28 protein-coding genes are annotated in these 24,446 nt (G+C 73.6%); 23 read left to right on the top strand and 5 right to left on the bottom strand.

Annotation, left to right across the window (positions count from 1 at the left end):
• The first annotated feature begins 133 nt into the window (after positions 1-133).
• The 4 genes from ACGF3I_RS31385 to ACGF3I_RS31370 all read left to right on the top strand — a co-directional run bounded on the left by ACGF3I_RS31385 (position 134) and on the right by ACGF3I_RS31370 (position 4,010).
• The gene (locus ACGF3I_RS31385) at positions 134-1,387 is read left to right on the top strand and encodes an NYN domain-containing protein (RefSeq protein WP_393137993.1); all 1,254 of its coding nucleotides are present in this window, start codon (positions 134-136) and stop codon (positions 1,385-1,387) included.
• Positions 1,388-1,472: 85 nt separating this feature from the next.
• Entirely contained in the window at positions 1,473-2,480 is a 1,008-nt protein-coding gene (locus ACGF3I_RS31380; RefSeq protein ID WP_393137991.1) for an ABC transporter ATP-binding protein, read from the top strand.
• Between the two features lie 23 nt (positions 2,481-2,503).
• On the top strand, positions 2,504-3,322 hold the full coding sequence (locus tag ACGF3I_RS31375) for an ABC transporter permease (RefSeq protein WP_393138021.1): 819 nt from the start codon (positions 2,504-2,506) through the stop codon (positions 3,320-3,322).
• A gap of 34 nt (positions 3,323-3,356) precedes the next feature.
• Positions 3,357-4,010 (top strand): hypothetical protein, encoded by a 654-nt coding sequence (locus tag ACGF3I_RS31370; protein WP_393137989.1) that lies wholly within the window; start codon positions 3,357-3,359, stop codon positions 4,008-4,010.
• Between the two features lie 188 nt (positions 4,011-4,198).
• Here ACGF3I_RS31370 and ybaK read toward each other — a convergent pair whose 3' ends face one another.
• The 4 genes from ybaK to ACGF3I_RS31350 all read right to left on the bottom strand — a co-directional run bounded on the left by ybaK (position 4,199) and on the right by ACGF3I_RS31350 (position 8,377).
• Complete coding sequence (gene ybaK, locus ACGF3I_RS31365) at positions 4,199-4,693, bottom strand: Cys-tRNA(Pro) deacylase (protein WP_393137987.1); 495 nt, start codon at positions 4,691-4,693, stop codon at positions 4,199-4,201.
• A 49-nt stretch (positions 4,694-4,742) separates the two neighbouring features.
• The gene (locus ACGF3I_RS31360; protein ID WP_393137985.1) at positions 4,743-5,516 is read right to left on the bottom strand and encodes an LON peptidase substrate-binding domain-containing protein; all 774 of its coding nucleotides are present in this window, start codon (positions 5,514-5,516) and stop codon (positions 4,743-4,745) included.
• 5 nt (positions 5,517-5,521) lie between these two features.
• Complete coding sequence (locus ACGF3I_RS31355) at positions 5,522-6,598, bottom strand: hypothetical protein (RefSeq protein WP_393137983.1); 1,077 nt, start codon at positions 6,596-6,598, stop codon at positions 5,522-5,524.
• A 174-nt stretch (positions 6,599-6,772) separates the two neighbouring features.
• Positions 6,773-8,377 carry an oxidoreductase gene (locus ACGF3I_RS31350; RefSeq protein WP_393137981.1) on the bottom strand — a complete coding sequence of 535 codons (1,605 nt, stop codon included), beginning with the start codon at positions 8,375-8,377 and terminating at the stop codon, positions 6,773-6,775.
• Positions 8,378-8,511: 134 nt separating this feature from the next.
• Here ACGF3I_RS31350 and hisD point away from each other — a divergent pair, with 134 nt between their 5' ends.
• The 10 genes from hisD to ACGF3I_RS31300 all read left to right on the top strand — a co-directional run bounded on the left by hisD (position 8,512) and on the right by ACGF3I_RS31300 (position 16,323).
• Complete coding sequence (gene hisD, locus ACGF3I_RS31345) at positions 8,512-9,843, top strand: histidinol dehydrogenase (protein WP_393137979.1); 1,332 nt, start codon at positions 8,512-8,514, stop codon at positions 9,841-9,843.
• Positions 9,844-9,893: 50 nt separating this feature from the next.
• Complete coding sequence (locus ACGF3I_RS31340; protein ID WP_393138019.1) at positions 9,894-11,036, top strand: histidinol-phosphate transaminase; 1,143 nt, start codon at positions 9,894-9,896, stop codon at positions 11,034-11,036.
• Positions 11,033-11,626 carry an imidazoleglycerol-phosphate dehydratase HisB gene (gene hisB / locus ACGF3I_RS31335; RefSeq protein WP_393137977.1) on the top strand — a complete coding sequence of 198 codons (594 nt, stop codon included), beginning with the start codon at positions 11,033-11,035 and terminating at the stop codon, positions 11,624-11,626. Before ACGF3I_RS31340 ends, hisB begins: the two co-directional genes overlap by 4 nt.
• 3 nt (positions 11,627-11,629) lie before the next feature.
• Positions 11,630-11,794 (top strand): hypothetical protein, encoded by a 165-nt coding sequence (locus ACGF3I_RS31330; RefSeq protein WP_053727806.1) that lies wholly within the window; start codon positions 11,630-11,632, stop codon positions 11,792-11,794.
• Positions 11,791-12,435 carry an imidazole glycerol phosphate synthase subunit HisH gene (gene hisH, locus ACGF3I_RS31325; RefSeq protein WP_393137975.1) on the top strand — a complete coding sequence of 215 codons (645 nt, stop codon included), beginning with the start codon at positions 11,791-11,793 and terminating at the stop codon, positions 12,433-12,435. The genes ACGF3I_RS31330 and hisH overlap by 4 nt, the downstream gene beginning before the upstream one ends.
• Positions 12,435-13,163 (top strand): bifunctional 1-(5-phosphoribosyl)-5-((5-phosphoribosylamino)methylideneamino)imidazole-4-carboxamide isomerase/phosphoribosylanthranilate isomerase PriA, encoded by a 729-nt coding sequence (priA, locus tag ACGF3I_RS31320; protein ID WP_393137973.1) that lies wholly within the window; start codon positions 12,435-12,437, stop codon positions 13,161-13,163. The genes hisH and priA overlap by 1 nt, the downstream gene beginning before the upstream one ends.
• Positions 13,160-13,561 carry a RidA family protein gene (locus ACGF3I_RS31315; protein WP_393137971.1) on the top strand — a complete coding sequence of 134 codons (402 nt, stop codon included), beginning with the start codon at positions 13,160-13,162 and terminating at the stop codon, positions 13,559-13,561. Before priA ends, ACGF3I_RS31315 begins: the two co-directional genes overlap by 4 nt.
• Positions 13,558-14,313 carry an imidazole glycerol phosphate synthase subunit HisF gene (gene hisF / locus ACGF3I_RS31310; RefSeq protein WP_393137969.1) on the top strand — a complete coding sequence of 252 codons (756 nt, stop codon included), beginning with the start codon at positions 13,558-13,560 and terminating at the stop codon, positions 14,311-14,313. Before ACGF3I_RS31315 ends, hisF begins: the two co-directional genes overlap by 4 nt.
• A 139-nt stretch (positions 14,314-14,452) precedes the next feature.
• Positions 14,453-15,040: an ArsR/SmtB family transcription factor gene (locus ACGF3I_RS31305; RefSeq protein WP_393137967.1), complete on the top strand. Its 588-nt coding sequence runs from the start codon at positions 14,453-14,455 to the stop codon at positions 15,038-15,040.
• 35 nt (positions 15,041-15,075) lie between these two features.
• Positions 15,076-16,323: an MFS transporter gene (locus ACGF3I_RS31300; protein WP_393137965.1), complete on the top strand. Its 1,248-nt coding sequence runs from the start codon at positions 15,076-15,078 to the stop codon at positions 16,321-16,323.
• A gap of 72 nt (positions 16,324-16,395) precedes the next feature.
• On the opposite strand, the gene ACGF3I_RS31295 is transcribed toward ACGF3I_RS31300, so the two are convergent.
• On the bottom strand, positions 16,396-17,028 hold the full coding sequence (locus ACGF3I_RS31295; RefSeq protein ID WP_393137963.1) for a TIGR03085 family metal-binding protein: 633 nt from the start codon (positions 17,026-17,028) through the stop codon (positions 16,396-16,398).
• Positions 17,029-17,111: 83 nt separating this feature from the next.
• Here ACGF3I_RS31295 and hisI point away from each other — a divergent pair, with 83 nt between their 5' ends.
• From hisI to trpA, 9 genes are all read left to right on the top strand, one after another.
• A complete protein-coding gene (hisI, locus tag ACGF3I_RS31290; RefSeq protein ID WP_189961144.1) occupies positions 17,112-17,462 on the top strand; it encodes a phosphoribosyl-AMP cyclohydrolase in 351 nt (116 codons plus the stop codon).
• A gap of 2 nt (positions 17,463-17,464) precedes the next feature.
• Positions 17,465-18,979, top strand: a complete 1,515-nt coding sequence (locus tag ACGF3I_RS31285) for an anthranilate synthase component I (RefSeq protein WP_393137960.1) — start codon at positions 17,465-17,467, stop codon at positions 18,977-18,979.
• Positions 18,980-19,344: 365 nt separating this feature from the next.
• A complete protein-coding gene (locus ACGF3I_RS31280; RefSeq protein WP_393137958.1) occupies positions 19,345-20,001 on the top strand; it encodes a TIGR02234 family membrane protein in 657 nt (218 codons plus the stop codon).
• Between the two features lie 153 nt (positions 20,002-20,154).
• On the top strand, positions 20,155-20,424 hold the full coding sequence (locus ACGF3I_RS31275; RefSeq protein ID WP_393137956.1) for an HGxxPAAW family protein: 270 nt from the start codon (positions 20,155-20,157) through the stop codon (positions 20,422-20,424).
• 49 nt (positions 20,425-20,473) lie between these two features.
• Positions 20,474-21,004, top strand: a complete 531-nt coding sequence (locus ACGF3I_RS31270) for a DUF2752 domain-containing protein (protein ID WP_393137955.1) — start codon at positions 20,474-20,476, stop codon at positions 21,002-21,004.
• A 165-nt stretch (positions 21,005-21,169) separates the two neighbouring features.
• The gene (trpC, locus tag ACGF3I_RS31265) at positions 21,170-21,979 is read left to right on the top strand and encodes an indole-3-glycerol phosphate synthase TrpC (protein ID WP_393137953.1); all 810 of its coding nucleotides are present in this window, start codon (positions 21,170-21,172) and stop codon (positions 21,977-21,979) included.
• 4 nt (positions 21,980-21,983) lie between these two features.
• The gene (trpM, locus tag ACGF3I_RS31260) at positions 21,984-22,127 is read left to right on the top strand and encodes a tryptophan biosynthesis modulator TrpM (protein WP_393137952.1); all 144 of its coding nucleotides are present in this window, start codon (positions 21,984-21,986) and stop codon (positions 22,125-22,127) included.
• A gap of 151 nt (positions 22,128-22,278) precedes the next feature.
• Positions 22,279-23,568, top strand: a complete 1,290-nt coding sequence (gene trpB / locus ACGF3I_RS31255; RefSeq protein ID WP_393137950.1) for a tryptophan synthase subunit beta — start codon at positions 22,279-22,281, stop codon at positions 23,566-23,568.
• Complete coding sequence (gene trpA, locus ACGF3I_RS31250) at positions 23,565-24,380, top strand: tryptophan synthase subunit alpha (protein ID WP_393137948.1); 816 nt, start codon at positions 23,565-23,567, stop codon at positions 24,378-24,380. The genes trpB and trpA overlap by 4 nt, the downstream gene beginning before the upstream one ends.
• The last annotated feature ends 66 nt before the right edge of the window (positions 24,381-24,446 follow it).

Genomic DNA, 24,446 nt, shown 5'->3' with positions numbered 1-24,446 from the left:
GAGTTCCGGTGCTCAACCCTTGCGCGGTCGGGCAGACTCGAAGGAAACCCGAAGTTCATTCGGTGATCTCCCGAAACCCCGCTCCCGATTTCTTTTTCTTCGGCTTTTCCGTTCCCGAAAGAGGGTGGAACGCATGGATCGCTGTGTCGTCCTGGTGGATGCCGGCTACCTGCTCGGTGCCGCCGCGAGTCTGCTCGCCGGAGAACCGGCCCGCTCCCGCATCACCGTTGACCATGCCGCCCTGATCCAGGGCCTCCGCGAGCGCGCCGAGGCCGACACCCAGCAGCCGCTGCTGCGCATCTACTGGTTCGACGGCGCCCCCGACCGGGTGCCGCAGCCCGAGCACCGCCGGCTGCGCGTGATGCCCCGGGTGACGGTCCGCCTCGGGGCCCTGACCCGCAGCGACGGACGCTGGGCCCAGAAGGGCGTGGACGCCGCGATGCACGCGGAACTGACCGAACTCGCCCGCAACCGGGCCTGCTCCGACGTCGTCCTGGTCACCGGCGACGGCGATCTGCTGCCCGGCCTGATGTCGGCCAAGGAACACGGGGTCGCCGTGCACCTGTGGGCCGTGCAGGCCGCCGACGGTGACTACAACCAGTCCGAGGACCTGGTCGCCGAGGCCGACGAGCGCCGGGTCCTCGACCGGGCCTGGATCACCCGGGCGGTGCGCGCCCGCGACCTCACCGGGATCTGCGCCCCCGCCCCGGCCCCGCGCCCCGAGATCGCCGCCATCCTCTCCGCGCCGCTGCCCGAGTCCGCCCTCGCGGCCTCCGCCGAGCGGGCCGCCGAGGCCCAGGCCGCCGCCGTGCGCGGCGCCACCGCCACCCCCCAGGCCCCCGGCGAGAACGGCAGCGCCGTGCCCGCCCCCAGCGGCGCCAAGGGCGTACCGACACCGAAGGACCTCGCCTCACTGCGCGGCCCCGCCGGCGCCCAGGCCGCGCCCCCGCCCCCGCCCGCGTCGGCCACCCTGCGCTGGTCCTCCGACAAGGGCTGGGTGGAACGGCCCGGCTCCGCGCTCGGCGAGTCGCCCGAGACCGCGTCGCTGCCCACCCTCGCCCAGCTCACCAGCGCCGAGCAGCGCTGGGCGGACCGCGAGGAGGACATCACCACGGTCGGCGGTGACCCCTACGAGGTCGGCCAGGTCTTCGCGCGGCGCTGGATGGAGCGGCTGCCGGAGCCCTCCCACGTCCAGAAGCTCTCCACGATGTACCCCCGCATCCCGCACCGCATCGACGGTGAACTCCTGCGCTACGCCGCCCGGTTCGGCCTCCTCGCGCACAAGGACGACCAGATCGACGAGCACGACCGGTACGCGATCCGGGCCGGCTTCTGGCGCGAGATCGACGTACGGGCCGCGGCCGAACGCCAGCCGGCCGGCGAGTGACCCCGGGGTCGGGGGCGGCGCGGGGAGCGCGGCCAGGGCGCCCCCGGGGCGGGGCGGCCCGCCGGACCCCTTAGGCTCGTTCTCCGTGAGTACCGGCACAGCAGCGGCGCGGGCCGGCACCGTTTGCACGGTGCGGGGCCTGGTCAAGACGTACCCCGCGACCCGGGGCCGGCGAGGTGCGCCCGGTACGCCCGAGGTGCGGGCCACCGACGGCGTCGACCTCGACGTGCGCCGGGGCGAGATCTTCGGGCTGCTCGGGCCCAACGGGGCCGGCAAGTCCACCCTGGTGCGCCAGCTGACCGGGCTCATGCGGCCCGACGCGGGCAGTGTCGAGGTCCTCGGCCACGACCTGGTGCGCCATCCCGAACGCGCGGCCCGCCTGATCGCCTACCTCGGCCAGGAGTCCACCGCGCTGGACGAGCTCACCGTCTCGCTCGCCGCCGAGACCACCGGCCGGCTGCGCGGGCTCACCCTGCGCGCCGCACGCGCCGAACGCGACGCGGTCCTCGCCGAGCTCGGCCTGGACGAGATCGCCGGACGCCCGCTCAAGAAGCTCTCCGGCGGCCAGCGCCGCCTGGCCTGTTTCGCCACCGCGCTGGTCGGCGAACGCCCCGTCCTGGTCCTCGACGAGCCCACCACCGGCATGGACCCGGTGGCCCGGCGCGCGGTGTGGGCCGCCGTCGACCGGCGCCGCGCCGACCACGGGGCGACCGTCCTGCTCGTCACCCACAACGTCATCGAGGCGGAGACCGTGCTCGACCGGGTCGCCGTGCTGGAGCGCGGCCGGGTCATCGCCTGTGACACCCCCGCCGGCCTCAAGGCCCGGGTCGCCGACGAGGTGCGGGTCGAGCTCGTGTGGCGCGAGCGCGCGCCCGTCGAGGTCCCCGAGGTCGCGGCGCTGCGCGCCTCGGCCCAGGAGTCGGGGCGGCGCTGGACGCTGCGGCTCAGCCCCGAGCGGGCCAGGGCCGCCGTCGCCACCGTCACCGGCGGCCCCGCCTTCGCCGCCCTCGACGACTTCACCCTGGCCACGCCGAGCCTCGAAGACGTCTACCTCGCCCTCGGCGGCCGCACGGAAGGTCTGGTGAAGGCGTGAGCGCCCTGCCCCTGGAGAGCAGCGTGGAAGCCGTCGCGGGCCGGGCCCCGGCGGGCGGCGCGGCCGAGCGTCCCGGCGCCCCGCACGCCGCCGCGCTGGCCCCCCGCGCCCGGCTGCTGCCCGCGCTCGCCGCGGTCTACCGCGCCCAGCTCTCGCGGGCCCGGGTGGCCCGGATCCCGCTCCTGTTCGTCGCGACCTTCCAGTCCGTCGGCATCATGATCCTGATGCGCGGCGTGGTGGACGGCGGCGGCGAGGCCCGCGCCGTGGTCGCCGGGTCGAGCGTGCTGGTCGTCGCCTTCGTCGCGCTCAACCTGCTCGCCCAGTACTTCGGCCAGCTCCGTGCGAACGGCGGCCTCGACCACTACGCGACGCTGCCCGTGCCGCCCGCCTCCGTGGTCCTCGGCGCCGCCGCCGCGTACGCCTCGTTCACCGTGCCCGGCACCGTGGTCACCGCCGTCTTCGGCTGTCTGCTGTTCGGGCTGCCGCTGGGGCACCTGTGGGTGCTCGCCGCGGTGGTCCCGCTCGCCGGAGCCGCGCTCTCCGGGCTCGGCGCGGCCCTCGGCCTGCTCGCCCCGCGCCAGGAACTGGCCACGCTCTTCGGCCAGTTGGGCATGTCGGCGGCGCTGCTGCTCGGTGTGCTCCCGGCCTCCCGGATGCCCGGGCCCATCGCGTACGCCCGCGATCTGCTGCCCTCCACCTACGGCGTGGAGGCCCTCGCGCGCAGCTTCGACGCGCAGCCCGACTGGGGCCTGATCGCGCTCGACCTCGGGGTGTGCGCTGCGGTCGGCGCCGTCTCGCTCGCCGTGGCGGCGTGGGCCTACCGCCGGGCGGCGGTCCGGTGAGGCAGCGCACAGACACGCCTGGCACGATGTCAGGGTGACCGCACCTCTGACACCCCCCCATCAGCAGCCCCCGGGCGACGACCCGTGGCAGACGCACGCCGGTGCCACCGCGCCCGGAACCGTCGAGGAGGGGCCCGCCATGAAGAAGGAACTGCGGGACGCGGTGGTCGTGGCCCTCGCCGTGACCGTGGCCGGAGTGGCGCTCGGACTGCTGTGGCTGTGGCTGGCGCCCAAGGTGCCGCTGATCGCCGACGACAAGGCCGTCTTCCTCAAGGACACCGAGGGGGAGGAGGCGATCGGCGGTGACGGAACGTTCATCCTGCTGGCCCTCGGGTTCGGCGCGCTCAGCGCCGCCGCCGTCTTCCTGTGCCGCCGCGGGGGCGGTATCGCGCTGGTCGTCGGGCTCGCGGCCGGCAGCCTGCTGGCCTCGCTGCTCGCCTGGCGCCTGGGCATCTGGCTCGGCCCGAACCAGGACGTGGTGGCCGCCGCCAGGGCCGCGGGCAAGGGCGTCACCTTCGACGCCCCGCTGAAGCTGGACGCCAAGGGCGCGCTGCTCGCCTGGCCCGTCACCGCGATGGCCGTCCACCTGGGGCTCACCGCGCTGTTCGGGCCCCGCGACCCGGATCCGGTGTGGCAGGTACCGCCGCTGGACCCGGGCCCGGGACGGCCGGACACGTCCGGTCTGTGAGGACGCGGGTCAGGCCGGGCGCCTCCCGTGGTTGGCCCGGCCCTTCTTGATGCGCCACTTGCGCTTGCGGGTCCGCTTCGACATGGGCGTACCTCCCGCCCCCGGGTTCTAGTCGAGGGCGGCGGGCCCGTCGAGCCCCTGAACGCGCCAGATCGGGGCCGGGCTCCCGGCGGCCGTCGAGCGGGCCCTCAGCCGCGCCCGATCGGCGCGAGCAGGGCCCCGGTGAGGGCCGCCAGATCGGCGGGGGCCAGCTCGACCTCCAGGCCGCGCCGGCCCGCCGAGACGCAGATCGTGGCGTGCGCGGAGGCCGAGTCGTCCAGGACCGTGCGCAGCCTCTTGCGCTGGCCCAGCGGCGAGATGCCGCCGCGCACATAGCCGGTGGTGCGCTCGGCCGCCGCCGGGTCGGCCATCGCGGCCCGCTTGCCGCCGACCGCCGAGGCGAGCGCCTTGAGGTCGAGCGAGCCGGCGACCGGCACCACCGCCACCGTCAGCTCGCCGTCCACATCGGCCACCAGCGTCTTGAACACCCGCTCGGCGCTCACCCCGAGCGCCTGGGCCGCTTCCTCGCCGTAGGAGGCGGCGGCCGGGTCGTGCTCGTAGGCGTGCACGGTGAAGGCGGTGCCCGCCGCCGTCAGCGCCACCGTCGCCGGGGTGCCCCCGCTCTGCTGCTTCTTCTTGGCCACGACGGCCCTCCCCTGGGTCGGTCGCTCGGTCGGTGCGCGGGGCGCCCGTTCAGTTCGGGCTGGTCGGATTGCGGGTGAGGTCCACCGCGGGCAGCGAGGGCAGATGGCGGATGACCGCCGTCTCCGCACGCAGCAGTCGCAGCTCCTCGCGCAGCCGGGTCGCGGTGTCGGGCGCCTGGAGCAGGCGCTGCTTGGCCGGCACGTCCAGGACCGCGGCCGCGGCGACCAGGTAGGACACCACCGAGGGCTCGTCGGGCAGGTCCGCGGTGCCGGCGAGCGAGCGCTCCCGGGCGCCCGCGAGGCGCTTCTGGTACGAGCGGAAGGCGCGCAGCACGCCCTCGGCCAGCGCCCCCGCCTCCTCGCCGGGCTCCTCGGGGACCTCTTCGTACTCGGCCGTCAGATACGGGCCGCTCGCGTCCACGGACAGGATGCGGATGCGGGTCGTGCCGGTGGCGAGCACTTCGAAGCTGCCGTCCGAACGTTCCCGGATCGTGGCCGCGTCCGCGATGCAGCCCACCGGGTGGAAGGCCTGGATCGGGTCGGCGCCGAAGCCGGCGGCCGGGCCCTTCTCGGGCTGGGCGGTCTGGTCGGGCAGCCCGGGGGCGGTCGGCGCGACCTCCCGCCCGTCGCGGATCGCCACGACCGCGAAGCGGCGCGGCTCGTCGCCGGACTCGTCCTCGGCGGTGCCGGATGCGTCGGGGCCGGTCTTCAGCAGATCGCGCATCAGGGCGCGATAGCGCTCCTCGAAGATGTTCAGCGGCAGGACGAGGCCGGGGAACAGGACCGAGTTGAGCGGGAAGAGGGGGAGGCGTGCGGTGGTCACAACGCTCAAGCGTAATGGCCGTCGGAACGGGCTCGTCCTGGCCTGGGGCGCTCCCGGCCCCACGGCGTGCCCGCGGCGACCTCGGTACGGACGAACTCGCGCAGTTCCAGGAACTGGCCGAGCGGATCGGCGGCCAGGTGCAGCCAGGGGAAGGACGTGGCATACGGCCCGATACGCCGGAATTCCTCCAGGGTCTCCGGCCAGCGCCTGCGCACCACCAGGAGGTAGGCCAGCAGATTGCGGACCTCGGCCGGCCAGGGATCGCCCGGCTCGTAGGCGGCGGACAGCTCGATGGCGAGGTCGGCCGCCGCGTCGATCCGCTCGTACCCGATCGCCCGGCCCCCGCCGTCCACCAGGTACGCGAAGGCCGCGCGGGCCGGCAGCGCGCGGATCAGGGAGCCGGGCAGCGAGTCCTCGGCGGCCCGCTCGGCGAAGTCGAAGCACTCGCGGTGCGATCCGTACCACTGGGCGGAGAGGTACTGGAGCGCCGCCACATGGCAGCCGTAGTGGTGCGAGGAGCGGTGTATGGCCTCGCCCCACAGTTCCTCGAAGACGGTGTGGGGGGCATGGGTGCCGCGGGCGTGGTCGAGGGCGATGCGCCAGGGCACCGGGTCGGCCGGGTCGCCCTCGGCGGCGGAGTGGATCAGCGGGGCCACCTCGCGCAGGCGCTCGGCCCGGGCGGGCGAGCCCCAGGCCCGCACGATCGCCAGCTCGGCCTTGACGAGCAGGGCGTCCGGGTCGCGCGGGGCGTCGGCCAGCCACTGGGCGAGCCAGTCGGGCCTGCTGAGCGCGAAGGCGGCGAGGCGGACCGTGTAGCGGTCGCGGTTCTCCCACTCGGCCAGCTCGCGGGTGGTGGCGAGAAGCTTCGCCGCCGCCTCGTACTGGCCGACCGCGGCCGAGACCAGCGCGGGTCCGAGCCGGGCGTCGGGCGCGTCCAGGAGCACCTCGCGGCCGTCGGGCAGGCCCGCGGCGAGAAGCGCGCGGGGCATGCCCTGCTCGAACGCGGCCGAGCGCCCCGGAAGGTGCCTGGCCCGCCGTGCGGTGCGGATCAGCGCGGATACGAATGTCATGGTGTGGACCATTGAAATCCGCAGGTGGGGGCGGCGCCAGGGGGGTCACTGTGAAGCTTCTGTATCGGTGGTGAGGGTTGTACGACGCGGGGTCAAGGCCCGGCAAATTCGGCCGCCCGGGCCTCGCGGGGGACCGGTGAAGACCTCGCGCACAGCCCGCGAAAACGCTGCGGACGGGCCCCCGGCTCAGCCCCTGCGCAGCAGCCGCGAGGCGCCCGCGGCCACCGTCGTCGCCAGGATCCAGCCCAGCATGATCAGCAGCGCCGAGGCCCACTGCCAGCTTCCGGAGAGCTTCCAGTAGCCGTCCTGCCCGAGGTTGACCACCGGGATGAGGAGGTCGAGCGAGTAGAGCGCGGCGTTCCAGTCGGGGTGCTCGTCCGCCTTGATCGGCAGCGGGTCGTAGTGCGAGAAGGCGAGCGTGCCCGCCGCCCACAGGACGGCCATCCACAGCGCCGCCCGGCCCGGCCGGTAGCCGTACGCCACCGTCAGGTCCTGGAGCACCCCCCACGCCTTCCCGGCCAGCGGCAGCGTCTCGCGGCGGCGCCGCTGCTTGGCGAGCAGCACCTCGCGGGCGTCCGCGTCCTCACCGCTGGCGCGCAGCACCGCGGCGAGCCGCTCATAGGGCTCGGGCGCGTACTCCGGGGTCGCCGCGGTCACCCAGTCCAGGCGCTCGGCCAGGCTGAAGGCGCCGATCGGGATGAGGTTCTCGTAGGCGAAACCGTTCATGGTCAGATGGCCGGGCCCGGGCCAGCTGTCCGCCATGTCGACCAGGTTGACCACCCGGGCCCCGGACAGGACGACCTTGCCGCGCTCGGGGTGCTGGCCGGTGAAGCGCAGCTCCGGCGTCTGGATGCGGCGCAGCGACAGCTCCTGGGTGTCGGTCATCACCACGCGGGACTGGGCCAGGTCCACCGCGTCCCCGAACCGCCCGTCGTCCAGGCGCAGTCCGCCCCGGCACTCGAACGGCTGGATCAGAGTGCCCCGCACGGGCGTGTTGGTGTAGTTCGTTCCGTACGGGGGAGTGGTGCCCGCCTGGTTGCCGCTCGGGTAGACGGCCCCCGAGGTCAGGTACAGGGTGCGTTCCACGGTCAGCTGCGGGGCGTTGAGGGCGCGCCGGCCGTCCGGGTTGATCAGGCGGCTGCCGCGCAGGCTGAGCGTCACGCCGATCTTCGCGGCCCGCAGGCTCAGCTCCCCGTACGACTCGATCAGATCGGCCTGGAGGTCCTGGGCGACCGAGAGCCCGTCGGCCGCGATCGAGCGGCCGTTGCGGTCGGCGTGCACCACGGCCTGGCTGAGGAGGAGGTCGGTGCCGATGTGCGCGTCGGTCAGCCGGATGCCGCCGGCCACCCGGCAGCGCGGCAGGTGGAGGTCGCCCTCGGTGGTCAGCCGGGCCGCCTCCAGGCGCGGGATCGCGCAGCTCACCAGGCGCACGGTGGTGAAGTGGGCCTCGGGGAGCAGCACCTCGTTCTCGAAGCGGCAGTTGTTCAGCTCCACGTACGGAGTGACCGTGCCGCCGGACAGATTGAGCGTGCCGGTGATCTGCACGCCGTTGAGCTTCAGAGCCGCGACCCGGCCCGGCAGCGCGGGCGGCCCGCTCAGCAGGAGCAGCGCCACCACCCTGGCCCGCACGCTCCGCTCCGGCCCCCAGGGCCGCGCCGCGAACGGATCGTCGCGCACCGGATTGCGGGTGCGCAGATCGTAGGTACTGCCGTTGCGGAACGCCTGCCACATGCCCAGCTCCGCCGGACTGAGCCAGTCCGGTGCCTCCCCCAGATCGGGCGCCTCGGTCAATGCGTCCCCCTCCCCGTCCACCCCGACAGGAGGAACGCTAGTCGCCGTGGGTGACGGGGTGTGATGTCCGTGGCGCGTATCAGCCACTGATACAGGCGTCCAGTGCTCCGGAGCCGTCTGAGAGAATTGGTGATGTGATCTCCCGAATCGATCTGCGCGGCAACACCCTCCCCGAGGGTGGCGCCCTGCGCGACCTGCTGCCCCGTGCCGAGTTCGACGTGGAAGCCGCCCTGGAGAAGGTGCGGCCCATCTGCGAGGACGTGCATCATCGCGGCACCGCGGCGCTGATCGAGTACGCGGAGCGGTTCGACGGGGTGGAGCTGGAGCGCGTGCGGGTGCCCGCGGCGGCGCTCAAGCAGGCCCTGGCCGACCTCGACCCGCAGGTCAGGGCCGCCCTGGAGGAGTCCGTCCGGCGCGCCCGCATCGTCCACCGCGCCCAGCGCCGCGCCACCCACACCACCCAGGTGGTGCCCGGCGGCTCGGTCACCGAGAAGTGGGTGCCCGTCGACCGGGTGGGCCTCTACGCGCCCGGCGGACGCTCGGTCTACCCGTCCTCCGTGATCATGAACGTGGTCCCGGCCCAGGAGGCGGGCGTCGGCTCGATCGCGCTGGCCTCCCCGCCGCAGAAGGAGTTCGGCGGCCTCCCGCACCCGACGATCCTGGCGGCGTGCGCGCTGCTCGGCATCGACGAGGTGTACGCGGCCGGCGGCGCCCAGGCCGTCGCGATGTTCGCGTACGGCACCACGGGCCCCGACGGATGTGCGCCCGCGAACATGGTGACCGGCCCCGGCAACATCTGGGTCGCCGCCGCCAAGCGCTACTTCACCGGCCGCATCGGCATCGACACCGAGGCGGGCCCGACCGAGATCGCCGTCCTCGCCGACGACACCGCCGACCCGGTGCACGTCGCCGCCGACCTGATCAGCCAGGCCGAGCACGACCCGCTCGCGGCCGCCGTGCTCGTCACCGACTCGCTCGCGCTCGCCGAGGCCGTGGAGAAGGAGCTGGAGCCGCAGGTCGCCGCCACCAAGCACGTCGAGGACCGGATCAGGCCGGCGCTCGCCGGGCGCCAGTCCGCGATCGTCCTGGTCGACTCGCTGGAGGACGGCCTGAAGGTCGTCGACGCGTACGGCGCCGAGCACCTGGAGATCCAGACCGCCGACGCCGTCGCGGTGGCCGACCGGGTCCGCAACGCCGGCGCGGTCTTCGTCGGCCCCTGGGCCCCGGTCTCGCTCGGCGACTACTGCGCCGGCTCCAACCACGTGCTGCCCACCGGCGGCTGCGCCTGCCACTCCTCGGGCCTGTCCGTGCAGTCCTTCCTGCGCGGCATCCACATCGTCGACTACACGCGCGACGCGCTCGCGGCGGTCACCCACCACGTGGTGACGCTCGCCGAGGCCGAGGACCTGCCGGCGCACGGCGCCGCCCTGAAGGCCCGCTTCGGATGGAAGGTGCCGAGCGCATGACCGACACCGAGCCCATGACGAACGCCGAGCGCGCGGCCGGCGCCGAGCCCATGACCGGCATCGAGCGCAGGACGAACGCCGGTCGCGCGACGACCATCGACGACCTCCCCGTACGGGACGAGCTGCGCGGCAAGTCCCCTTACGGCGCGCCCCAGTTGGACACCCCCGTCCAGCTGAACACCAACGAGAACCCGTACCCGCTGCCCGAGCCCCTGGTCGCGCGGATCGCCGAGCGGGTCGCCGAGGCGGCCCGCGGCCTCAACCGCTACCCCGACCGCGACGCGGTGGAACTGCGCACCGAGCTGGCGAAGTACCTCACCCGCACCGGCAAGCACCCGGTGGCGGTCGAGAACGTGTGGGCGGCCAACGGGTCCAACGAGGTCCTCCAGCAGCTGCTGCAGACCTTCGGCGGCCCCGGCCGCACCGCGATCGGCTTCGAGCCCTCGTACTCGATGCACGCCCTGATCGCCCGCGGCACCGGCACCGGCTGGCTGTCGGGGCCCCGCAACGAGGACTTCACCATCGACGTGGCCGCCGCCGAGCGGGCCATCGCCGAGCACGCCCCGGACGTCGTCTTCATCACCTCGCCCAACAACCCCACCGGCACCGCGGTCGCCGCCGAGACGGTCCTCGCGCTGTACGAGGCGGCCCAGGCGGCGAAGCCGTCGATGGTGATCGTGGACGAGGCCTACGTCGAGTTCAGCCACCGCGACTCGCTGCTCCCGCTCATCGAGGGCCGCCCCCGCCTGGTGGTCTCGCGCACCATGTCGAAGGCGTTCGGCGCGGCCGGGCTGCGCCTCGGCTATCTCGCGGCGCACCCCGCGGTGGTCGACGCCGTCCAGCTCGTGCGCCTGCCCTACCACCTGTCGGCCGTCACCCAGGCGACCGCGCTGGCGGCCCTGGAGCACACCGACACCCTGCTCGGCTACGTCGAGCAGCTCAAGACCGAGCGCGACCGCCTGGTCGCCGAGCTGCGCGCGAGCGGCTACGAGGTGACGGAGTCGGACGCCAACTTCGTCCAGTTCGGCCGCTTCGAGGACAGCCACACCGTCTGGCGGCGGATCCTCGACCGGGGCGTCCTCGTCCGGGACAACGGCGTACCGGGATGGCTGCGGGTCACCGCGGGCACCCCGGCCGAGAACGACGCGTTCCTCGACGCGGTCCGTCAACTCAAGAAGGAGCAGAGCGCATGAGCCGCGTTGGCAGGGTGGAACGCACCACCAAGGAGACGTCCGTCCTCGTCGAGATCGACCTCGACGGCAGCGGAAAGGTCGATGTGTCGACCGGGGTCGGCTTCTACGACCACATGCTCGACCAGCTCGGCCGCCACGGCCTGTTCGACCTCACGGTCAAGACCGACGGCGACCTGCACATCGACACCCACCACACGATCGAGGACACCGCGCTCGCGCTCGGCGCCGCCTTCAAGCAGGCCCTCGGCGACAAGGTCGGCATCTACCGCTTCGGCAACTGCACCGTGCCGCTGGACGAGTCGCTCGCCCAGGTGACCGTCGACCTGTCGGGCCGCCCCTACCTCGTGCACACCGAGCCCGAGAACATGGCGCCGATGATCGGCTCGTACGACACGACGATGACCCGGCACATCTTCGAGTCCTTCGTCGCCCAGGCGCAGGTCGCGCTGCACATCCACGTACCGTACGGACGCAACGCCCACCACATCGTGGAGTGCCAGTTCAAGGCGCTCGCGCGGGCGCTGCGCTACGCCTCGGAGCGTGACCCGCGCGCTGCCGGAATCCTTCCTTCCACCAAGGGTGCCCTGTAAAGCATGAACGGTCTCAACACCATCCTGATCGTGGTCGGCCTCTTCCTGATCGGCGGAATCATCTCCTTCGTCAAGCAGGGGATGCCGAAGAGCCTGATCGTGCTTCTTTCCATCGGCGCCGTGATGTGCCTGGCCGCCGGCATCCTGCGACTGGACGTCTGGTCATGAGCGCACCCGCCAAGAAGGTCGTCGTCTTCGACTACGGATTCGGCAACGTCCGCTCCGCCGAGCGGGCCCTGGCCCACGTCGGGGCCGATGTGGAGATCACCCGCGACTATGACCGGGCCATGAACGCCGACGGCCTCCTGGTACCCGGCGTCGGCGCGTTCTCCGCCTGCATGCAGGGCCTGCGCGCGGCGCGCGGCGACTGGATCGTGGGCCGCAGGCTCTCCGGCGGCCGGCCCGTCATGGGCATCTGCGTCGGCATGCAGATCCTCTTCGAGCGCGGCATCGAGCACGGCGTGGAGACCGAGGGCCTGGACGAGTGGCCCGGAGTCGTGGCGCCGCTCAAGGCCCCGGTCGTACCGCACATGGGCTGGAACACCGTCGACGCGCCGAAGGACAGCGAGCTGTTCGCCGGCCTGGACGACGAGGCCCGCTTCTACTTCGTGCACTCCTACGCCGTGCACGACTGGAACCTCGAAGTCACCAACCCCAAGATCCGTGCCCCCAGGGTCAGTTGGGCCACCCACGGCGAGCCGTTCGTCGCCGCGGTGGAGAACGGCGCGCTGTGGGCCACCCAGTTCCACCCCGAGAAGTCCGGCGACGCCGGAGCCCAGCTGCTCACCAACTGGATCGGAACCCTGTGATGGCCGCCTCGCTCGAACTCCTCCCCGCCGTCGACGTCCGTGACGGCCAGGCCGTACGCCTGGTCCACGGCGAGTCCGGCTCCGAGACCTCCTACGGCTCGCCCCTCCAGGCGGCCCTGGCCTGGCAGCGCTCCGGCGCCGAGTGGCTGCACCTGGTCGACCTGGACGCGGCCTTCGGCACGGGCGACAACCGGGCGCTGATCGCCGAGGTCGCCGGCGCCATGGACATCAAGGTCGAGCTGTCCGGCGGCATCCGCGACGACGCCACCCTGGCGGCGGCCCTCGCCACCGGCTGCACCCGCGTCAACCTCGGCACCGCCGCCCTGGAGACGCCGGAGTGGGTCGCCAAGGTGATCGCCGAGTACGGCGACAGGATCGCGGTCGGCCTCGACGTGCGCGGCACCACGCTGCGCGGCCGCGGCTGGACGCGCGACGGCGGCGACCTGTACGAGACGCTGGCCCGCCTGGACTCCGAGGGCTGCGCGCGCTACGTGGTGACCGACATCGCCAAGGACGGCACGCTGACCGGCCCCAACCTGGAGCTCCTGAGGAACGTCTGCGCGGCCACCGACAAGCCGGTCGTCGCCTCCGGCGGCGTCTCCTCCCTGGACGACCTGCGGGCGATCTCCGCACTCGTCCCGCTGGGCGTCGAGGGCGCGATCGTCGGCAAGGCCCTGTACGCCGAGGCCTTCACGCTCGAAGAGGCACTCAAGGTGGTGACGGCATGAGCGACGAGATCCGCAGGATCTCCTCGGGCGGCCCTTGGGAGGAGCGCTTCGGCTACTCCCGCGCCGTGGAACTCCCGGGCGGCCTCGTCCTGGTGTCCGGCTGTACGTCGACGGTCAACGGCCGCATCGACGAGGGCGGCCCCTACGAGCAGACGCTCACCGCGTTCCGCGTCGCCCTCGAGGTGCTGGAGTCCGTGGGCCTCGGCCCCCAGGACGTGGTCCGCACCCGTATGTACCTCACCCATGCCCGGGACGTGGAAGATGTGGGCCGCGCCCACAAGGAGCTCTTCGACGCGGTGCGCCCGGCGGCCACGATGCTGATCGTGTCGGGCTTCGTCGACCCGAGCCTGGTCGTCGAGGTCGAGGTCGAGGCCTACCGGAAGCCGGTGGCGCCATGACCCTCGCGGTACGGGTGATCCCCTGTCTGGACGTCGACGGCGGCCGGGTCGTCAAGGGCGTCAACTTCCAGAACCTGCGCGACGCGGGCGACCCCGTCGAAATGGCCAAGCTGTACGACGCGGAGGGTGCGGACGAGCTGACGTTCCTCGACATCACCGCCTCGTCCGGCAACCGCGAGACCACCTACGACGTGGTGCGGCGCACCGCCGAGCAGGTCTTCATCCCGCTCACGGTGGGCGGCGGGGTGCGCAGCGCCGATGACGTGGACAAGCTGCTGCGGGCCGGCGCGGACAAGGTGGGTGTGAACACCGCCGCCATCGCCCGCCCCGAGCTGATCCGCGAGATCGCCGAGCGCTTCGGGCGCCAGGTGCTCGTCCTGTCGGTCGACGCCCGGCGCACCGCGTCCGGCTCCTTCGAGGTGACGACGCACGGCGGTCGCAAGGGCACCGGCATCGACGCGGTCGAATGGGCGCACCGCGCGGCCGAGTTGGGGGCGGGCGAGATCCTGCTCAACTCGATGGACGCGGACGGCACCAAGGACGGCTACGACACGGAGATGATCGCGGCCGTCCGCCGCCACGTCACCGTGCCGGTGATCGCCTCCGGCGGCGCGGGCCGCCTCGACCACTTCCCGCCGGCCGTCGAGGCGGGCGCGGACGCGGTGCTGGCCGCCTCCGTCTTCCACTTCGGCGACCTGCGCATCGCGGAGGTCAAGGAGACCCTGGCGAAGGCGGGCCACCCGGTCCGCTGAGCCTGGACCGCGCGAGCACACGAGCGTACGAAGCAGGGCCCGGGGCGTGCAGCTCCGGGCCCTGCTTCGTACGGGGATGCGCAGCGTTTATTGCGCAACTTATATTGCGCAAGTTTTCTTTCTTATCTACGCTGAGGGCATGGCACACGAGGGCAGCCGCCGCATCACCGACATCGACACGCTCAAGGCGTTCGGTCACCCGCTGCGCATGAAGCTCTACCGCGCTCTGTACATCGCCCGTACCGCCACCGCCTCCCAGCTCGCGGACCAGGTCGACGAGGCGGTCTCGCTGGTCAGCTACCACCTGCGCAAGCTCGCCGATCACGGCCTCATCGAGGAGGCCGAGGCGCAGGGCAGGGACGGGCGCGAGCGGTGGTGGCGGCCGGCCTCGGAGGGGATCAGCTACCGCCACGAGGACTTCAAGGACGCCCCCGAACAGATCGCCGCCCACACCTCGGTCACCCGCCTCCTGGTGGAGCAGCGCATGGAGCTCTACCGCGCCTTCCTGGACGAGATGGCCGGCTGGAGCGCCGAATGGACCGGCGCCGCCTTCAGCAGCGAGTACGCCCTGCATCTCACCCCGGCCCAACTGCGCGAGCTGGAGGACGAGTTGGAGGCCGTGCTCGGCAAGTACAAGGAACTCGGCGAGGCGGCGACGGCCGCGGGCGACACCGAGGGCCGCGAGAACACCGCGGTCCACCTGTACGGCTTCCCCTTCCGCGTCTGAGCCCGCCGCACGCCCCACCGTCCGAGAGGCCCGCCATGTCGACCAGCACCCTCATACCGCCCGCTCCCACCCCCGCCCGCCCCGCCCACCGGGACGGCAACGTGCTGCGGTGGCTGGCCGCCCACACCTCCTCGCTCGTCGGCGACAGCGTCTACTACATGGCGCTGGCCTGGGCCGCGGCCCGCTCCGGCAGCGCGGGCCAGGCCGGGCTCGTGCTCGCGGTCGGCGCGGTGCCGCGGGCCCTGCTGATGCTCGGCGGGGGAGTGGTCGCCGACCGGTTCGGGCCGCGCCGAGTCGTCATCGGCAGCGACGCGGCCCGCAGCCTGATCATCCTGGGCATGGCCGCGGTCCTGCTGTTCACCGGCCCCCACCTGTGGCTCCTGATCGTGCTGGCACTCGTCTTCGGCGCGGTGGACGCGGTGCTGCTGCCCGCGCTCGGCGCGCTGCCGCCCAGGATCACCGGGCCCGGCGAACTCGCCCGGGTGCAGGGCCTCAAGGGGCTCTCGGCGCGGATCGCCAACATCACGGGCGCCCCGCTCGGCGGGCTCGCCGTCGCGCTCGGCGGGACGGCGGCCACCTTCGCGGTGGCGGGCGGCCTGTTCGCGGTGTCGACCGTGCTGCTGGTCCGGGTCCGCATCGCCCGCCTGGACGGCGACGGACAGCGCGCCAAGGAACCGGCGCTGCGCGAACTGGCCGACGGCCTGCGCTACATCCGCCGCCACCGCACGCTCGCCCCGCTGATGATCGTCATAGCCGTCGGCGAGCTGGGCTTCGCCGCCCCGCTCAACATCGGGCTCACCCTGCTCGCCAAGGAACGGGCGTGGGGCGCGGCGGGCATGGGCTGGATCGTCGCGGCGTTCGGGGCGGGCGCGGGGGCCGCCTCACTGCTGCTGTCGGTGCGCGGCCGCGTCCCGCGCGCCGGGCTCGTGCTGCCCGTGTCCCTGCTCGGCGGCACCACGGCCATCGCGGGCCTCGCCTTCGCCCCTTCGGTGGCGTGGGCCGCGGTCGCCGGGGTGTGCATCGGGCTGCTCGCCGGGCTGAGCGGCGCCCTGTGCGGGGCGCTCACCCAGACCGCCACGGAACCCGCCTACCTCGGCCGGGTCACCGCGGTGGCCTCCCTGTTCACCATGGGCGTCGCCCCGCTCGGCTACCCCCTGGCGGGCGCCGCCATCGGGCTCTGGGGCACCACGCCGGTGTTCCTGGCCAGCGCCGGAGTGTGCGCGGCGGGCGCGCTGACCGGCCTCGCCTCCGCCCAGCTGCGCCGCGCCGAACTCCCGCGCTGACACCGGGCCCCGCGCGCGCCGGGGCGCCGGGTGCCTATGGATGCCTGCGGGTGCCTGCGGATGCCGGGCGGCCTAAAGGCCGAGGTTCGCCTCGATGGCCCGCGTCGAGGCCTCCTTGTCCCCCTCGATCTCGACCTGCGCCGCCTCCTGGCGCCCGTACGCGAACAGCGTCAACTCGCCCGGCTCGCCGGTGATCGTCACCACCGGGGTGCCCTTGTGCGCGACCGCCGTCTGGCCGTCCGGACGGCGCAGCACAAGACCCACCGGCGAGCGGCGGCCCATCAGCCGGGCCGCCTTCTCCAGCCGTGACCACAGCGCGTCCGCGAACACCGGGTCGAGCGCGCGGGGCGACCAGTCCGGCTGGGCCCGGCGGACGTCCTCGGCGTGGACGTAGAACTCCACCGCGTTGGCCCCCTCGTCGACCTGCTTGAGGCTGTACGGAGAGAACTTGGGCGGACCGGTCCTGATCAGCTGGATCAGTTCCTCGTACGGCTTCGCGGCGAATTCGGCCTGGACCCGGTCGAGGCGGTTCTTGAGCGCGCCGATCAGGATCCCGCCCGCCGCGTCGAGCCGTCGCTCGCGCACCACCACATGGGCCGCGAGTTCGCGGGCCGTCCAGCCCTCGCACAGGGTCGGTGCCTCGGGGCCCGCCGCCTCCAACAGGTCGGCGAGCAGAAGCCGTTCACGCTTGGCATGGGTCGACATGTCCGCCAGCGTACGGCCGCCCGCCTCGTCCGGACAGTGGACGCACCGCCCGGAGGGCCTCGCGGCCACGGCAGAATGGGGGCATGACCAGCAATCTCGACCCCGCCATCGCCGCCCGCCTCAAGCGCAGCGCCGACGGTCTGGTCCCGGCCATCGCCCAGCAGTACGACACCGGCGAGGTGCTCATGCTCGGGTGGATGGACGACGAGGCCCTGCACCGCACCCTGACCACCGGCCGCTGCACGTACTGGTCGCGCAGCCGTCAGGAGTACTGGGTCAAGGGGGACACCTCCGGGCACGTCCAGCACGTGAAGTCGGTCGCCCTGGACTGCGACGCGGACACCGTCCTGGTCAAGGTCGACCAGGTGGGCGCCGCCTGCCACACCGGGGACCGCACCTGCTTCGACGCCGACGTACTCGACCTGGGGAAGTAGCCGTGGACCTGGACACCTTCCGCAAGCTCGCCGTCGACCGTCGGGTCATCCCGGTGCACCGCCGCCTCCTCGCGGACGGCGACACCCCGGTCGGCCTCTACCGCAAACTCGCCGCCGAGCGGCCCGGCACCTTCCTGCTGGAATCGGCCGACGGGGGCACCTCCCACGCTGTTGGCGGTGGGGGAGGGGGCTCCTGGTCGCGGTACTCCTTCGTCGGCGTACGCTCCGCCGCCACCCTCACCGTGCGCGAGGGCGAGGCCCACTGGATCGGTGTTCCGCCCGTCGGCGTCCCCACTTCGGGTGATCCTCTGGCCGCCCTGAGGGCCACCGTCGAGGCCCTGCACACCCCGCGCGACCTGGTCGCCGGGATGCCGCCCTTCACCGGCGGCATGGTCGGCTACCTCGGCTACGACATCGTGCGCCGCCTGGAGCGGATCGGCGAGCACGGGAGCGACGACCTCCAGCTCCCCGAACTGACCATGCTGCTCACCTCCGACCTGGCGGTCCTCGACCACTGGGACGGCTCGGTCCTCCTCATCGCCAACGCGATCAACCACAACGACCTCGACACCGGGGTCGACGAGGCGTACGCGGACGCCGTGGCGCGGCTCGACGCGATGGAGGCCGACCTCGCCAGGCCCACCGACCACGCGCCCGTCGCGCTGCCCCCGTCCGAACTCCCCGAGTACACCGCGCGCTGGGGCGGCCCGGCCTACCAGGCCGCCGTTGAGGACGTGAAGGAGCGCATCCGGGCCGGCGAGGCCTTCCAGGTGGTGCCCTCGCAGCGCTTCGAAACCCCGTGCCACGCCAGTGCGTTGGACGTCTACCGGGTGCTGCGCGCCACCAACCCGTCGCCGTACATGTACCTGTTCCGCTTCGACGGCTTCGACGTGGTCGGCTCCAGCCCCGAGGCGCTCGTCAAGGTCGAGGACGGCCGCGCGATGCTGCACCCGATCGCCGGGACCCGGCCGCGCGGCGCCACCCCGCAGCGCGACCAGGCGCTCGCCGACGAACTGCTCGCGGACCCCAAGGAGCGCGCCGAGCACCTCATGCTCGTCGACCTCGGCCGCAACGACCTGGGCCGGGTCTGCGAACCGGGCTCGGTGGAGGTCGTCGACTTCATGTCGATCGAGCGGTACTCCCATGTGATGCACATCGTGTCGACCGTGACCGGCCGGGTCGCCGAGGGACGCACCGCCTTCGACGTCCTGACGGCCTGCTTCCCGGCCGGCACGCTCTCCGGGGCCCCCAAGCCCCGGGCGATGCAGATCATCGAGGAGCTGGAGCCCAGCCGCCGCGGGCTCTACGGCGGCTGCGTCGGCTACCTCGACTTCGCCGGGGACTCCGACACCGCGATCGCGATCCGCACCGCCCTGCTCCGGGACGGCACCGCTTATGTGCAGGCCGGGGCCGGCGTCGTCGCCGACTCCGACCCGGTGGCGGAGGACGACGAGTGCCGCAACAAGGCGGCGGCGGTCCTGCGCGCGGTAAACACAGCCAACCACCTGTCCCGCTGACGCCCCCGGGTTCCCCCCGCCCCGACGCCTCGCGCGCGAGCAGCGCCCACGGTCCGCGGACGACCGAGGGTTAAGGGGCGCGGGGAACTGCGCGGGAAGCGACCGCGGTCCGCAGTTGACCGGGGGTTGAGGGGCGCGGGGAACTGCGCGGGAAGCGACCGCGGTCCGCAGTTGACCGGGGGTTGAGGGGCGCGGGGAACGGCGCGAGTAGCGACCACGGCCCGCACCTGACCGACGGGGCCCAGGGGCGCGGGGAACTGCGCGAGTAGCGACCACGGCCCGCACCTGACCGACGGGGCCCAGGGGCGCGGGGAACGGCGCGAAAAACGGCCCCGGGTGACACTCCTGGCCGCGCGCAGGCGATAGTGGAGTACGTGAGTGCCGCATCCGTACCCCAGCCCCGTGCCGAAGCCACCGCGCCGTCCGCCCGCGGCGGCGGCCGCCGCAGCCTGGCCGCCGCACTGCTCGCCGGCGCCGTCGGCGCCGCCGTCGTCCTCATGGCCTCCGGGCAGACCTGGGCGCACGGCAACGCCGCCGTCGGCGGGGGCGCGCTGCCCCTGAAGGCCTCCGGCGGCGACATCACCGGGGTGCCCTCCGCGCTCGCGATCGTCGGGCTCGCCGCCCTGGTCGCGGTCTTCGCGGTGCGCGGTGCGAGCCGCCTGGTGGTCGCGGCCCTGCTCACGCTGAGCGGCGCGGGGGCCGCCGCGACCGCCTGGCTCGGCGTCGGCGACAGCGCCGCCCTCGACGAGAAGGCCGCCAAGGCCAGCGGCGACGCCGCCGCCACCGTCGACACGCTCACCCACACCGGCTGGCCCTACGTCGCCGTCGCGGGCGGCGTCCTGCTGCTGCTCGCCGGGCTCCTCGCCCTCCGCTTCGGCGCGGCCTGGCCCGCGATGGGCGGCCGTTACGAACGCGACGGCAGCCCCCGCCCGCGCAAGGCGCGCACCGCGCCCGACCCGGAGCGGCCCGAGGAACTCTGGAAGGCACTCGACCGCGGCGAGGACCCGACGCGCGAGAGCTGACCCCCGCACTCACCCACCCGCCGGCGTGCGGGACAATGGCTGTCGAGCGCCGGGTTCGACGGCAGCGGTCGCGGCGCAAGCCGCCGGGGCCGGGCCGATGACAGCGCCGACAGCGACGACGACCAACGGAAACACCCACGAGGAGCAACCCCCATGGCGAAGAGCGGCCACGGCCACACCCCGGCAGCCTGGACCGGTGTCATCATTGCCTTCATCGGATTCTGCGTGACCTGCGTCTTCATAGTGGCCGCCAACCCGGTGGGCTTCTGGGCCGGCATCGCACTCCTCGGCATCGCCGCCGTCGTCGGTGGCGTCATGAAGATGGCGGGCCTCGGCACCCCGAAGGACACGCCGGAGATCACGCGCATGCGTGAGGACGCCGCCGCCAAGGTGCGCGCCCGCCTTGAGGCCCAGGCCGGCTGACCCGCGCCATCCTCGTCAGGCGCAGCCCCCACGGGCTGCGCCTTTTCCCATGAACGGGCACAATCACCCGGTGGACCAAGCCCAGCCGCACCCCGTCCCCGCCGCCCCGTCCCCGCCGCCGCACCCGGCACCCGGGGCCGCCCCGGCCCCGCCGCCGCGCCCGGCCCGGCAGGCCGGCCCCGCCACCCCGCTGCGCAGGCTGCTCGTGCCGCTCGGCACCCTCGGCGCGGTGGCGTCCGCCTTCGCCTACGTGGGCCTGGTGGACCCGAACCAGCCGGGCCACTACCCCGTCTGCCCGCTCCTGCGCTTCACCGGCCTCTACTGCCCGGGCTGCGGCGGCCTGCGCAGCGCCCACGACTTCGTCACCGGGCACTTCGCCGCCGCCGTGCACTCCAACGCCCTCGCCGTCGCCGGATACCTGGTCTTCGCCGCGGTGTGGGTCCTGTGGGCGGTGCGCTCGGCGCGCGGGCTGCCCTTGCGGATCGCGGTCGGCGACCGCCAGTGGTGGCTGATCGGAACGGTCGTCGTGGTGTTCTCGGTGGTCCGGAACCTGCCGTTCGGCTCTGTGCTCGCCCCATGACGGACCGGCAAACCCGCAGGTCGCGTCCCACTTCCTGGGATGCGAGTCAACCGGATGCGCTCGCTTCGCCCCGGTGCGGATACCATCGTCATGGCTGATCGTGACCGCTGTGGAGGGTCACCCTCGTCCTGACCGACATCACCGTCCCGGAAGGGGGCCGCTCGCGTGAGTGTGCTCGACGAGATCATCGAAGGCGTCCGCGCCGACCTCGCAGAGCGGCAGGCGCGCGTCGGCCTCGACGAGCTCAAGGAGCGCGCCGCCAAGGCCCCCGCGGCCCGCGACGGCGTCGCGGCCCTGCGCGGGGACGGCGTGAAGGTCATCTGCGAGGTCAAGCGCTCCAGCCCCTCCAAGGGCGCGCTCGCCGCGATCGCCGACCCCGCGGCCCTGGCCGCCGACTACGCGGCGGGCGGCGCGTCCGTCATCTCCGTCCTGACCGAGCAGCGCCGTTTCGGCGGCTCGCTCGCCGACCTGGAGGCCGTGCGCGCCAAGGTCGACACCCCGATCCTGCGCAAGGACTTCATCGTCACCGCCTACCAGCTGTGGGAGGCCCGTGCGCACGGCGCCGATCTGGTGCTGCTCATCGTGGCGGCCCTGGACCAGCCGGCCCTGGAGTCGCTGATCGAGCGGGCCGAGTCGATCGGGCTCACCCCGCTGGTCGAGGTGCACGACGAGGACGAGGTCGAGCGGGCGGTGGCCGCGGGCGCCAAGATCATCGGCGTCAACGCGCGCAACCTGAAGGACCTCAAGGTCGACCGCGGCACCTTCGAGCGGGTCGCCCCCGAGATCCCGAACCACATCGTGAAGATCGCCGAGTCCGGCGTGCGCGGCCCGCACGACCTGATCGCGTACGCCAACGCCGGCGCCGACGCGGTGCTGGTCGGCGAGTCCCTGGTCACCGGCAAGGACCCGCGCGCGGCCGTCGCCGACCTGGTCGCCGCCGGCGCCCACCCGGCCCTGCGCCACGGGCGGAGCTGACCCCGTGTCCCTCGCCGCCCGTCTCGCCCCCGGCTGCCGCCCCCGCGGCTGCCGCGCTCCGGCGCGCCGGGTGCACGGACGGCGGGTGCGGTACGTGATCGGCTCGGAACCGGGCCAGGTCAACGGCATGCGATGGCGACGCGGCTGAGCTGAACGCCCCGCACGGGGCGCGGGGATCCGCGCGACCGGCCCGCCACGGCGGACGGTCGCGCACCACGCGCACCCGCCACGGCGTCCGGCACACCCGCCCACCAGCCAACCCAGGACCGGGGCCGCACACGCCCCTGCGAGGTATCCGCATGTCCCACGCGAACGAGTTCTTCGTACCCGACCCCGAGGGTCAAGTCCCCAGCGCCGAAGGCTACTTCGGCGCCTACGGCGGCAAGTTCATCCCCGAGGCGCTGGTCGCCGCGGTCGACGAGGTGGCCGTCGAGTACGAGAAGGCCAAGCACGACCCCGCCTTCGCCGCCGAGCTGACCGACCTCCTGGTCAACTACACCGGCCGCCCCAGCGCCCTCACCGAGGTGCCCCGATTCGCCCAGCACGCGGGCGGCGCCCGGGTGTTCCTCAAGCGCGAGGACCTCAACCACACCGGCTCGCACAAGATCAACAACGTACTCGGCCAGGCCCTGCTCACCCGCCGCATGGGCAAGACGCGGGTCATCGCCGAGACCGGCGCGGGCCAGCACGGCGTGGCGACCGCCACCGCCTGTGCCCTGTTCGGCCTCGACTGCACCATCTACATGGGCGAGATCGACACCCAGCGCCAGGCCCTGAACGTGGCCCGCATGCGGATGCTCGGCGCCGAGGTGATCCCGGTGGCCTCCGGCAGCCGCACCCTCAAGGACGCCATCAACGAGGCGTTCCGTGACTGGGTCGCCAACGTCGACCGCACCCACTACCTCTTCGGCACGGTCGCCGGACCGCACCCCTTCCCCGCGATGGTGCGCGACTTCCACCGCGTGATCGGCGTCGAGGCCCGCCGCCAGATCCTGGAGCGCGCCGGCCGCCTGCCGGACGCCGCGGTGGCCTGCGTGGGCGGCGGCTCGAACGCGATCGGCCTCTTCCACGCCTTCATCCCCGACGCCTCCGTACGCCTCATCGGCTGCGAACCGGCCGGCCACGGCGTCGAGTCCGGCGAGCACGCGGCCACCCTGACCGCGGGCGAGCCCGGCATCCTGCACGGCTCGCGCTCCTACGTCCTGCAGGACGAGGAGGGCCAGATCACCGAGCCGTACTCGATCTCGGCGGGTCTCGACTACCCGGGCATCGGCCCCGAGCACTCCTACCTCAAGGACACCGGCCGCGGCGAGTACCGCGCGGTCACCGACGACGCGGCGATGCAGGCCCTGCGCCTGCTCTCGCGCACCGAGGGCATCATCCCGGCCATCGAGTCGGCGCACGCGCTCGCGGGCGCGCTGGAGGTCGGCAAGGAGCTCGGCGAGGACGGTCTGATCGTGATCAACCTGTCCGGCCGCGGCGACAAGGACATGGACACGGCCGCGCGCTACTTCGGCCTGTACGGCACCGACGCCGAGGTGGCCGCCGACGCCGCGGGCCTCGCCGAGATCGAGGGAGACGCCAAGTGAGCGGGAACGTGACTCTGCTGGACGACACCCTCGCGCGGGCCAAGTCCGAGGACCGGGCGGCGCTCATCGCCTACCTGCCGGCCGGCTTCCCGACCGTCGACGGCGGCATCGAGGCGGTCAAGGCCGCCTTCGACGGCGGCGCCGACGTCGTCGAGGTCGGCCTGCCGCACAGCGACCCGGTCCTCGACGGCCCCGTCATCCAGACCGCCGACGACATCGCCCTCAAGGGCGGCGTGAAGATCGCCGACGTGCTGCGCACGGTCCGCGAGGCGCACGAGGCCACCGGCAAGCCGGTCCTGGTCATGACGTACTGGAACCCCGTCGACCGCTACGGCGTCGAGCGCTTCACCGCCGAGCTCGCCGAGGCGGGCGGCGCGGGCTGCATCCTGCCCGACCTGCCGGTCCAGGAGGCCGGGGTGTGGCGCGAGCACGCCGAGAAGCACGGCCTCGGCACCGTCTTCGTGGTCGCCCCCAGCAGCCGCGACGAGCGCCTCGCCCAGATCACGGCGGCCGGCTCCGGCTTCGTGTACGCGGCGTCCCTGATGGGCGTCACCGGCACCCGCGCCTCGGTCGGCGCGTCGGCCGAGGACCTGGTGCGCCGGACCCGGGCCACCACCGAACTCCCGGTCTGCGTGGGCCTCGGGGTCTCCAACGCCGCCCAGGCCAAGGAGGTCGCCGCGTTCGCCGACGGCGTGATCGTCGGCTCGGCCTTCGTCAAGCGCATGCTGGACGCCCCCGACCACGCGGCGGGCCTCACCGCCGTACGGGAACTGGCGGCCGAGCTCGCCGAGGGCGTTCGCAGGGCCTCGTAGGGCGCGTTCGCACACCTCACCCGTACGGGTGGAACTGGGACCGGGGAGGCACGGGCGTGCCTCCCC

The organism is Streptomyces sp. NPDC048111 (assembly GCF_043202815.1).
GTDB lineage: Bacteria > Actinomycetota > Actinomycetes > Streptomycetales > Streptomycetaceae > Streptomyces.
Note: the sequence above shows the minus strand (reverse complement) of the source record. Positions and strands in the feature narration are given on the sequence as shown.